The sequence below is a fragment of the Methylocaldum sp. genome (assembly GCF_035627495.1).
In the GTDB taxonomy this organism is placed as follows: domain Bacteria; phylum Pseudomonadota; class Gammaproteobacteria; order Methylococcales; family Methylococcaceae; genus Methylocaldum.
The window spans coordinates 1-11,196 of sequence record NZ_DASPLO010000116.1 but is presented as its reverse complement, the minus strand read 5'-3'; the positions used below and the strand labels follow the sequence as shown (position 1 = coordinate 11,196).

Annotated in this window: 5 protein-coding genes; 4 read left to right on the top strand and 1 reads right to left on the bottom strand. The window is 58.0% G+C overall.

Going from position 1 to position 11,196, the window contains the following annotated elements:
• Positions 1–298: hypothetical protein (locus tag VEB01_RS09595; protein WP_324874903.1), on the bottom strand; the 298-nt coding region annotated here is incomplete at its 3' end.
• An 850-nt stretch (positions 299–1,148) separates the two neighbouring features.
• Here VEB01_RS09595 and VEB01_RS09590 point away from each other — a divergent pair.
• The 4 genes from VEB01_RS09590 to VEB01_RS09575 all read left to right on the top strand — a co-directional run bounded on the left by VEB01_RS09590 (position 1,149) and on the right by VEB01_RS09575 (position 10,930).
• Positions 1,149–1,817: an esterase/lipase family protein gene (locus VEB01_RS09590; protein WP_324874901.1), complete on the top strand. Its 669-nt coding sequence runs from the start codon at positions 1,149–1,151 to the stop codon at positions 1,815–1,817.
• Positions 1,818–3,052: 1,235 nt separating this feature from the next.
• Positions 3,053–5,251, top strand: coding sequence for an SF1B family DNA helicase RecD2 (gene recD2 / locus VEB01_RS09585; protein ID WP_324874899.1), 2,199 nt, complete (start codon positions 3,053–3,055; stop codon positions 5,249–5,251).
• 19 nt (positions 5,252–5,270) lie between these two features.
• Positions 5,271–10,430, top strand: a complete 5,160-nt coding sequence (locus VEB01_RS09580) for a RecQ family ATP-dependent DNA helicase (protein ID WP_324874898.1) — start codon at positions 5,271–5,273, stop codon at positions 10,428–10,430.
• Positions 10,431–10,606: 176 nt separating this feature from the next.
• Positions 10,607–10,930: a DUF3301 domain-containing protein gene (locus VEB01_RS09575; RefSeq protein WP_324874896.1), complete on the top strand. Its 324-nt coding sequence runs from the start codon at positions 10,607–10,609 to the stop codon at positions 10,928–10,930.
• Positions 10,931–11,196 lie beyond the last annotated feature (266 nt).

The following is an 11,196-nucleotide window of genomic DNA, read 5'->3' as shown; positions in this document are numbered from 1 at the left end:
CCGGGTGGTGGAGCCGTTCGCGGTGGGCGAGGTCATCCAGCAAGGTTTTCAGCACCGGAAGCTGATGGTCGTGGAAGCCGCCTTCGGGAATCCGGGTAAAGGGCGTGAAGACCCGCAGGTTCGGCTCGGGCTCGTCGAGCTTCCAATGGGCCGCTCGGCCGTCCTCGATCAACACGGGCTCTTCGATAAAGAGAATGCGGTGCCGTTTGGCCAAGCGGGACAGCAGATGCTGCGGCCGCTGCCAGACCCAATTCCAGCGCAGGTGGGAAAATACGACAATCGTGAGTGCCTGTTCCATGAAACCTCCTTGTGAAAATCCTTAGGCTCTGCCGACCGAACCTGCTTCCTAATTGAGACTGCGAGCTTTTGCACCGCGTTCCGGCTGTCCTAAATGGACTTACGGGGATTGGATAAGAATCCAGACTTTATAAATGGCTCGCTGTGGTGACTGGATGGCCGGAACCGGAATGCATTAGGACGAGTTACGTACGAGACCGCCCGTATTTCCTTAAGCATCCGCACCAGCCTATAATTGTAATAAGCTCAAGGACTTGGGCTCTAGTTAGCTTCCGCGTTACCGAGTCGTTCAGGGCGGATGCCAAGAGACGAATCATCCTCCGGTAATGCGCGGTCGTACCGTGCTGGCGGGGGCCCATCGACCGTCCACGACGGCTTCTTTGACGGCATCTTTGACCTGCGGGAAGAGCATATCGTCGAAAAAACCCTGCGTCATACCAGTGGTAACCCACCGCCGTGCCGTCCGTCTTGACCGTGATGATAGGTGTAACCCGCTCCGTTCGCTTGAACCCGCGTGATCGAATTCCCCTGAGACCGATGCCGACTCAGGGTTTATCCCCCTCAGCCGCCTTTTGTCTATAGGCCATCCCAGCGGCATTAATTTGACCGAAATAGAAGGGCCTTAAAAATGTATGGTGGCGCTAGGCGGGATCCCGCGATGGTTCGGCGCCTAAGTCATTGGTGGTGACAATCTGGCGGCTGCATGAGTCTTAAGTCGCGGTACGCCAATGCCCCTCGATGCAACCTGTCTCGTCAGAATGAGGGGAAAGATGTCTAATATTTCATGCCAACGGCCCCATTAAAGCGGGCTGCTGAATTCAAACGTCAGGCCATTGATCAGAGGTACACAGATGCGCGCCATTCTTATCCACGGCATGGGCCGCACACCAGCGGGTATGTTGATCTTGGCTGCACGCCTTCGTGCTTTGGGGTTTCGACCCGTTCTGTTTGGCTATTCGGCGACGCTCGAGCGCTGGGCGGGCTGCCTTACGAGATTGGAACACTTTATTGAAAAGCACACCGGGGCAGACCGCTTTATCATTGTAAGCCATTCGCTTGGGACGGTCTTGACCCGCGCCGTGCTATCCAAGCTCAACCGAAAGCCGGTGGCCTGTTTCCTTCTGTCCCCGCCGACTCAGGCCTGCCTGGCCGCTCGCACATTCGCCTCTCGCCGATTTTACCGTCTGTTTACCGGGGAGATGGGACAACTCCTGGCTAGCCACCAATTCATGGACTCATTGCCGCTGCCCGATGTGCCCACCAAAATCTATGCGGGAACGGGTGGCCCGACTGGACTCTTTTCGCCGTTTGGAAAGGAGCCCAACGATGGTGTCCTGACGGTCAAGGAAACGATGCTGCCGTCGGTTTCCGTGCAAACGGTTCCATCGCTTCACACCTTCATCATGAACTCAAAAATCGTCGCTCAAGATATTGCGAAAGTCACCCAATCCCTTTCATCGTCCGGAGCAGATTCGGGGAGCCGGATGCTCAAGCGGGCAGCCCGCCCTGGCGCCGTTTGAAGGTTTCGAGGTGGCGTGGGTTTCGGTGCTTCGGTCGGCGTCCGTAAGGCGGACACCCCTTAGCTAATACGTTGAAATTTGGCAGCGAAGGTCCGGCCAGGGTTGACAAGCGCTCTTTTCCTAGGGGACGCTCCAAGCCTTTGAGAGCTGTATGTGCTCGATTTCGTCGACCGTCAGGCGCTCTTGGGTCTTGTCGTAGCACTTCGGTGTGCGGGGATTTTCGTGCGCCGCCATTTACCCGATAGACCGTCATGCCGGTCGCACGGAAGCTGTAATTGCCGATTGCCGATTGGCGCCCGGATTCCGAGCGCGGCCAAGGCCTGCGGTTCATTCTAAAGTGCACCCGCCTTATTCTTTTTCTAAATCCGCCACACTCGAATAAAGCATTACCCAGAAGGCAGAGTCCCCACCGCCCCTCAACACTACTGTTCTGCCTTCTCTTTTTCGACGCAAAACAGTCGGAGTTGAATCGACTTTCCGGGGGCATGAACCCCGGCACTCACAGGAGCCTGTAGGGATCAAGTGACTATTTTGGCGGTATTTAGTAAGTTAGATGTCTCACAGTTCGAACAGCTCCGCCTTTTAAGACTCCTCGTGAAACTACCTACCAGTCAGTCTGAGACTGTTTAATCTGGTCGGCAAAGGCTTACCCTACCTTCTCAATGTCCCCTAGCACTTCGAGTAGTCTCCTGAAGCACTTCTAAGGCATGATCCAAAAGGATTTGCTCTTTGTGACGCAGAGATTCTTGTGGATGACGAAGCGGCATGTTCACATCTCAACATTTGTTCACGTAACGTGAACATGATCATTAAGTGAACGCAGAGCGCGGGCAGTCGGCACCTGAGAATAGCCAGCGCTCAAGCGCTCGATCATTTGCGGGGCGGACCGACCAACAAAAACACACATCAGGGGAACGACTGGACCATTCGGCACGTTGGTGCTTGACCAGTGGACACCACCCCACAATGTTGTCGAGACAATGCTCTTGTAAAAGAGATTACAGTGCTTCTCCGGCCGTCTCACCCCTTTCCACGTAAACCTGAGTTGTTTTGGTCAAAGCAGATCACTGGGCGCAGAGCCCAGCTGCGACTGTTTTCAAAAGCAAGTGGAACCTAAGTGGAACCGTAGCCAAAATACGCTATGCCTCAGGGATAATAAGCAAAGGACTATCGTCAAAAAGCGGCGTAGCTTACTCGATCCCGAGGAGCCCTATTCACCCGTATCCCAGTCTGCCATGTCATTGCCTTCCTCTCCCTTTGAAACCGAACACCTCAGTGGCACCATCGAGCGCGTGACCTTTCACAGCGATGCCTCGGGCTTTTGCGTGCTGCGGGTCAAGGTCCGGGGCGAGCGCGATCTCGTGACGGTGGTCGGCAGCGCCGCCTCGGTCACCGCGGGCGAGCAGGTCGAGTGCCTCGGCATCTGGGTCAATGACCGGGAGCACGGTTTACAGTTCAAGGCCCGCCAGCTCCGGGTCATTCCGCCGAGTTCCTTGGAAGGCATCGAAAAGTATCTGGGCTCGGGGATGGTCAAGGGCATCGGACCCCATTTCGCCAGGAAGCTGGTCAAAGCCTTCGGCGAGGCGGTGTTCGACGTCATCGAAGAGACGCCGGAACGCCTCTCGGAACTCGAAGGCATCGGTCCCAAGCGCCGGGAACGGATCACCACCGCTTGGGCCGAACAAAAGGTGATCCGGGACATCATGGTTTTTCTCCAGTCCCACGGCGTCGGCACCTCAAGGGCGGTCAGGATCTACAAAACCTATGGCGATGAAGCCATTCTCAAGGTGACCGAGAATCCGTATCGATTGGCGCTCGACATCCACGGCATCGGCTTCAAGACGGCGGATGCCCTGGCGCAGCGGCTCGGGATTCCCGCCGATTCCCTCATGCGGGCTCAAGCCGGGATCCGCCACGTGCTGCAGCAGTGGTCGGAGCAAGGCCATTGTGCCGCCTATCGGGATCAGCTGGTCGAGATAGCCGGGCCGTTGCTGGCGATCCGGGAAGAAACGATCCGCGAGGCGATCGATGCGGAGCTTGAAGACGGTCAGTTGATCGGCGACGCCGTGGGCGATCGTAAGGCCCTGTACCTGACCAGCCTCCATCGTGCCGAATCAGGGTGCGCGAAGCAGCTCCAGCGGCTGCTCGAAGGGCCGACTCCCTGGGGCGAGATCGATACCGACAAGGCCATCGCCTGGGTCGAAGAGAAGACCGGGCTGACGCTCTCGGACTCCCAACGGGCAGCAGTTCAGGTGGTGGCGAAGAGCAAGGTGGCGATCATCACCGGCGGACCTGGGGTCGGCAAGACGACGCTGGTCAACAGCCTCCTCAAGATCTTTCGGGCGAAAAAAGCGCGGGTGCTCTTATGTGCCCCCACGGGGCGGGCCGCCAAGCGGCTGACCGAATCGACCGGTCTGGAAGCCAAAACCGTGCACCGTCTCCTCGAATTCGATCCGAAGGAATTCAGGTTCAAGCGTAACGATGAAAACCCGTTGGATACGGACCTGCTGGTGATCGACGAAGCCTCGATGATGGATATCGTTTTGATGAACCAGCTGCTGAAGGCCATTCCGACCGCGGCGGGATTTTTGATCGTGGGCGACGTCGATCAGCTGCCCTCGGTCGGTCCTGGCGCGGTCCTGGCCGATCTCATCGCCTCCGGTGTGATTCCAACCGTCCGCCTGACCGAGATCTTCCGCCAGGCGCAAACCTCGAAGATCATCGTCAATGCCCATCGGATCAATCAAGGGCAACGACCGATCAAGACCCCGCTCGGTGACACCAGCGACTTCTATGTCATCGAGGCGGACACCCCGGAGGAACTCTTCGATACGCTGATCGAGGTGGTGACGATAAGGATTCCGAAGAAGTTTCACCTCGATCCGATCGAGGACGTTCAGGTCCTGACGCCGATGAACCGGGGCGGACTCGGCGTGCGGGCGCTCAATGTCGAATTGCAGCAGCGCTTGAATGGCCGCAGCGAACCCAAGCTGACGCGCTTCGGTTCTATCTTCGCGCCGGGCGACAAGGTCATGCAGCGGGTCAACAATTACGACAAGGAGGTGTTCAACGGCGATATCGGCAAGATCCTTCGGATCGATCTCGAGGAAAGCCAGGTGATCGTCGACTACGACGGCCGGAACGTTCCCTACGAGTTCGGCGAATTGGACGAAGTAGCCCTGGCGTATGCGGCGAGCATCCACAAGGCCCAGGGCTCCGAATACCCGGCGGTGGTGATTCCCCTGGCGCTGCAGCATTACACGCTCCTCGAGCGGAATCTCCTCTACACTGGAGTGACGCGCGGCAAGCAACTCGTGGTCCTGATCGCGCAGCCCAAAGCGCTGGCGTTGGCGGTCCGGCGTCAGACATCCGCCCGGCGGCTCACGAATTTGGCGGTTCGACTCCAAGACGAACAGACGCCTCAATCCGAATGATCGGCCTTTGAAAGCACGCATGGAGCAACAGATTCAGAAAGCCCCGTTCCGCCCCAAAGCCCTGTGTCTCGACATCGAAACGTCGGTCGGCCCCGAGATCAAGCTCACCAAAGTCGGCGTGTGGCGCGCCGATACTCAGCAACACGGCCACTTTCAGGGTTCGTTCTCTACCGCCGAAGTGCGGGCGGAATTGGATCGGCTCAGTTCCGGAGCGGCATTCCTCCTGGGCCACAATATCACGGGGCACGACCTTCCCGTTTTGAAGTTGCTCTTCCCGGACCTCGCGTTGTTTGAGCTTCCCGTCATCGATACGCTCTGGCTTTCGCCGCTCGCCTTTCCCCAGAATCCCTACCACAGCCTGGTCAAGGACTACAAACTCATCAAGGATTCCCGGAACGATCCGTTGAAAGACGCTCGGTTGAGCTTTCGGTTATTCCGCGATCAAGTCGAAGCGTTTGAACAGCTCCACAGCCAAAGCCCCGAAGAACTCGCCTGTTATCACTATTTGCTGGCCGGAGTTCCCAACGCCGACTACGACCGCTTGTTTTCCGTCGTGAGGCGGGCTCCGAAACCGCGCCTCGAAGAGGTACGCACTTTTCTTCTGAACCTCGCCGGTTCCAAGGTCTGTTCCACGCGTCTTCAGCGACTGCTAACCGACGATATGAATCACGCCGACAGTCGCTTGCCCTTGGCCTATGTCCTGGCCTGGCTCCGCGTGTCGGGCGGCAATTCCGTCCTGCCCCCTTGGGTCTTGCACCAGATCCCCGGAACCCGCCAACTCATCCGGGAGTTCCGAGACACGGCCTGCGGCCGAAGCGATTGCGCGTACTGCAATCAATATCACGATGCCAAGGCCGAACTCGAACGATTCTTCAACTTCACGGCCTTCCGTCCCGAACCCCAAAACGCGACGGGCGGATCGCTTCAGGAAGACATCGTCGTGGCCGGGATGGCGCGGGAACATTTGTTGGCGATTCTGCCGACCGGCGGCGGCAAGTCCCTCTGTTATCAACTCCCGGCCCTGTCGCGGTTCTGGCGCGATGGAAGCCTCACCATTATCGTCTCACCTCTCCAGTCCTTGATGAAGGACCAGGTCGACAACCTCATCAAGCAGGGCATCTTTTGCGGCGCCGCCTTGAACGGCTTGCTGTCGATGCCCGAGCGGAAGGATGTCCTCGAAAAAATTCGCCTCGGGGACATCGGCATTCTCCTGGTGTCGCCCGAACAATTCCGCAACCGCGGCTTCGTGGACGCGATCAAGTACCGGCAGATCGGCGCTTGGATATTCGACGAGGCCCACTGTCTATCGAAGTGGGGGCATGACTTCCGCACGGATTACTTCTATGTTTCCCGCTTCATCCGCGAACACTATCGGGATCCGCTGTCGCCCATCAACTGCTTCACGGCCACCGCCAAGCTGGAAGTCATCCACGATCTCGCGTCGCATTTTCGGGAGGCCCTCGGCATCGCACTGGATCACTTCGAAGGCGGACACGAACGCACCAATCTTCATTTCGAAGTCCTGCCGGTCAAGAAGGCCGAGAAGTTTCCGCTGATCCACACCCTGCTCGAAAAAGAACTTAAAGACGTGCCGGGGGGAGCCGTCGTGTTTACCGCGAAGCGCGGCAGCGCGGAAGCGATTGCCGGCTTTTTGAAGGACATGGGGTGGTTGTGCGCGCATTTTCATGCGGGCCTCGATCCGGGACTGAAGAAGGACGTCCAAAAAGCCTTCATCGACGGTGAATTGCGGGTCATCGTCGCCACCAACGCGTTCGGCATGGGCGTCGATAAACCGAACGTCCGGATGGTGATCCATGCGGAAACGCCGGGCTCCTTGGAAAATTACCTGCAAGAGGCGGGGCGCGCCGGTCGGGATCGCGGGGACGCCCGTTGCGTTCTCCTCTATGACGAAGAAGATGTCGAGACCCAGTTTTCCCTGGCCGCCCGCTCCCGCCTGACGCGGCAAGACATCGCCGAAATCCTTCGGGTCTTGCGCCGGCGCTCGGCGCGGACCAAATCGGAAGAGGTGGTGGTGACACCGGGGGAAATTCTGGCCGAGGAGTCGTTGACCACGGCAATCGAGGCTGAGAGTCCCGACGCCGACACCAAGGTGAAGACCGCCATTGCTTGGTTGGAACGCCGCCGGTTTTTGGAGCGGGATGAAAACCACACGCGGGTTTTCCCGGCGAGCTTGAAAGTCGCCTCGCTCGAAGACGTCGAAAAGCGCCTTCGCAAAGCAAATCTCTCCGAAGAGGTCCGGAAGAAATATCTGACGCTGGTCACGATCATCCTGAACGCCGACGCGGACGAAGGCATCAGCACCGACATGTTGATGATCGAGAGCGGACTCTCCAGCGACGAGTGCATCCGGATCTTGCATCAATTGGAAGAGTTGCAGGTCTTGTCGAACGACATCGGCATGACGGTGCTGCTCCGGAAAGGGGTGAAAGATTCGTCTCAGGATCGATTGCAGCGCGTTATCAAACTGGAAGCCGGTTTGTTGGCCCTGTTACCCGAGCTTGCGCCGGAGGCGGATCAAGGGGATTGGCAGGATATGCATCTTCGTCAACTCTGCCAGGAATTGAGACGGCACACCGACTGCGAAGTGCTGCCGGATGAGCTTCTGAGCTTGCTGCGGACGATGAGCCGTGCCTTCGGCGAGTCGCAGGCGATGCGCGCGATGTTCGAGGTCCGCGTGGTGAAGCGGGATTATTTGCGCGTCCGGCTTCGGAGGTCCTGGGCTCAGATTCAAGAGATTGCCGCGAAGCGTCGGGATATCGCCCAAAGCCTGCTCCTCCATTTTCTCGGACGCCTCCCGTCGAGCCTGCAAGGGGTTGACCTGCGGGTCGAATGCCGCATGGGTGATCTCACCCGGGTGCTCAAGGAAGACTTCGTCTTGGCCGGACGCTTGAAAGATGTCACCGCCGCGCTGGAGCAAGGACTCCTTTATCTCCACGACAATCAGGTGCTGATCGTCGATCGCGGCAAAACGGTGTTCCGATCCGCCATGACCATTCGACTGCTTCCGGAAGAAGCCAAGCGGCGCTTCGTGCAGAGCGATTATGAGCCGCTTTACGAACATTATCGGGAAAAGAACTTCCAGGTTCACGTGATTCAGGAGTATGCCCGCAAGGGGCTGGACAAACTCAGCGATGCGCTCGCCTATGTGGCGGCTTATTTCAGCTGGCCGAAAACGCGGTTCATCCGGGAGTATTTTGCGAGCCGGCGGGAGATCCTGGACTTGGCGACCACGGAAGAGTCCTATCGCCGCATCGTCGCCGAGCTGCACCATCCGACTCAGGAGCGTCTGGTTTCGGAAAAGACCGATGTAAACCGCTTGATCCTGGCCGGCCCCGGATCCGGCAAAACCCGGGTGATCGTCCACCGGGTCGCCTACTTGCTGCGCGTGTTGAGAGTCCCGGCTGAGAGCGTGATCGTGCTGACCTTCAATCGGGCCGCCGCCTATGAGGTCCGCCGCCGGCTTTACGCCCTGGTGGGCAATGATGCCTACGGCGTCACCGTGCTGACCTATCATGCGCTCGCGATGCGTTTGACCGGCACCAGCCTGGCCGTCGCAGCCGAGACGGGGCAAGAACTCCGGTTCGATGACATTCTGTGTAAGGCCATCGCTCTTCTAGAGGGAAAAGCGGAGATCGGTGACGACCCGGATGAATTGCGGGAACGCCTGTTACGGGGTTATCAATTCGTGCTGGTCGACGAGTATCAGGACATCGATGATCTCCAGTACCAGCTGATCAGTGCCTTGACCGGCCGGACCCAGCAGGACCGGGACGCGAAGCTGACGATCATGGCGGTCGGTGACGACGATCAGAACATCTATGCCTTCCGCCAAACCAACGTCGAATTCATTCGGCGTTTCGCCGCCGATTACGAGGCCAAAACCGAATACCTGATCGAAAACTACCGCTCGACGACGCACATCATTTCGGCCGCGAACGCCATCATCCAAGGGAGTCCCGATCGCTTGAAAGTCGATTACCCCATCCGGATCAATCACGCGCGCCACGATGACCCCAATGGTGGACGCTGGGAACGGCTGGATCCGGTCGCGAAAGGCCGGGTTCATATTCTGAAGGTTCCGGAGGATCGTAACCGGCAAACCCAAGTTGCGATGCGCGAATTGGAGCGTTTGAAGGCGCTCGACCCCAAAGCCGACTGGTCCGATTTCGCAGTCCTCGCCCGCACCCATGCCACCCTCGAACCCGTCCGGGCTTATTGCGAGTGGACGGCGATTCCGTATCGGCTGGCCGAAACGGGCCAGTCCAGCGGCCAGCCGGAGCTTCACCAAACGCGCGAAGGGCAAAGCCTCATCCAGCTGTTACACAGGCATAAACGCAAACTCCTGCGGAACGGCGCCCTCCGTGAATGGGTCCGAAAACGGTTTGATCGGTCGGGGGATAATCCTTGGCTGGAACTGCTGGAACACTGCATTCTGGAGCTCGAGGATGCCTGGAGAGGCACACCGATCCCGATCAGCCAGGTTCTCGACTGGGTATACGAATACGGCAGCGAATCCCGCCACCGGGTGGCGGGGCGAATGACTCTGTCCACGGTTCACGGGGCGAAAGGCCGCGAATTCAAGCATGTGCTGATTCTCGACGGGGGCGATTGGCGAACCGATCAGCAAGGCGAAGAACGTCGTCTTTACTATGTGGCCATGACCCGCGCCCAGGAAACCCTGACGCTGTATGAAGCGATCGGACGGCCGAATCCCTTTTCCGGCGAGCTGGAGGACAGTGAGTTTAGTGTAAGGACGCCGTTAACGGAGTTTCCCGAACCTCAGGCCGCCTTGAATAAGCGTTATGTCCAATTGGGTTTGGCGGATGTGGATCTCGGGTTTGCCGGTCGTAAGAGCACCGCCGACCCGGTACACCGGGCCATTGGGACGCTCAAGGTCGGAGATCCGCTCAAACTGGCCAAGGTCAATAACCGTTGGGTCCTGAAGAACCGGCGGGGGCTGATCGTGGGACGCTTGTCGAAGCAGTTCGAAATGCCCGCCGGCGAAGTCGAAAGCGTTCGCATCAGCGCCATCGTGCATCGCCGTAAGCGGCAATGCCAGGGAACCGAATGGGAAAGCTGTTGTCAGGTCAATGACTGGGAAGTGGTGCTCTGCCACTTTTCGATCCAGCCCCAAAGCACGCATCGACTCGCCATGTGATCTGCTATCCGAGAGGCAACACGGCATCTAAACCGGTGACACAAAGCATCAGCTTCCACAACGCACCGGTCTCCAAATGCCCGGTGGTCGTGATGCGCTGGTACGGCAACATGACACCTCCGATTTGCAGCGCAAACGGAACTCCGCTTTCTTAGATACCATTGGAGTGATTTATCGTGGACATTGTCATTCTCCTCGTTTTGGGAGGGCTCACCTGGCTATGGTTCGATAGCTTCACGGCACGCGAAGCCGGCATCCAGGCCGTGCGAAAGACTTGTGAAGCGGACGGACTGCAACTGCTCGATGAAACAATAGCTCTCAGCAGTCTGCGGCTCAAAAGGAACGAAGACGGAAGAATGGTGCTGGCGCGGGTTTATTCTTTTGAGTACAGCGATACCGGCGATAACCGCCGCCGCGGGAGTGTCCATCTGCTCGGCCACAGGGTAACGATGCTCAACGTGGGGCTGCGCTTGGTAGCGTCTAACGGCAGACTGCACTAGCGCCGCATCCGGGATTAACTGATCAAGAGGGTTAGTCTTGAACGGTTTTGACACCCGTCATGGGGATTTCACCCGCGTTCAATTGCTGAGCAAAACCAGGGATGAGCGTGTTCATGTTGGGTAAGTAGTCAGCCCTGAAGTATTTCTAACACACTGACACATATACGGATTCGTTGCATATTGGCTGGTACAATTTGCAAGAAAACCAGTCATTTGATTTCGATTTCTTGCAAATTCGGGTGGGTTGCATGAAGCCAAGAGAGCCT

Excerpts from the sequence above, each read along its gene's own strand:
- VEB01_RS09590 (WP_324874901.1), top strand. The coding sequence starts at position 1,149 with ATGCGCGCCATTCTTATCCACGGCATGGGCCGCACACCAGCGGGTATG.
- recD2 (WP_324874899.1), top strand. The coding sequence starts at position 3,053 with ATGTCATTGCCTTCCTCTCCCTTTGAAACCGAACACCTCAGTGGCACC.
- VEB01_RS09580 (WP_324874898.1), top strand. The coding sequence starts at position 5,271 with ATGGAGCAACAGATTCAGAAAGCCCCGTTCCGCCCCAAAGCCCTGTGT.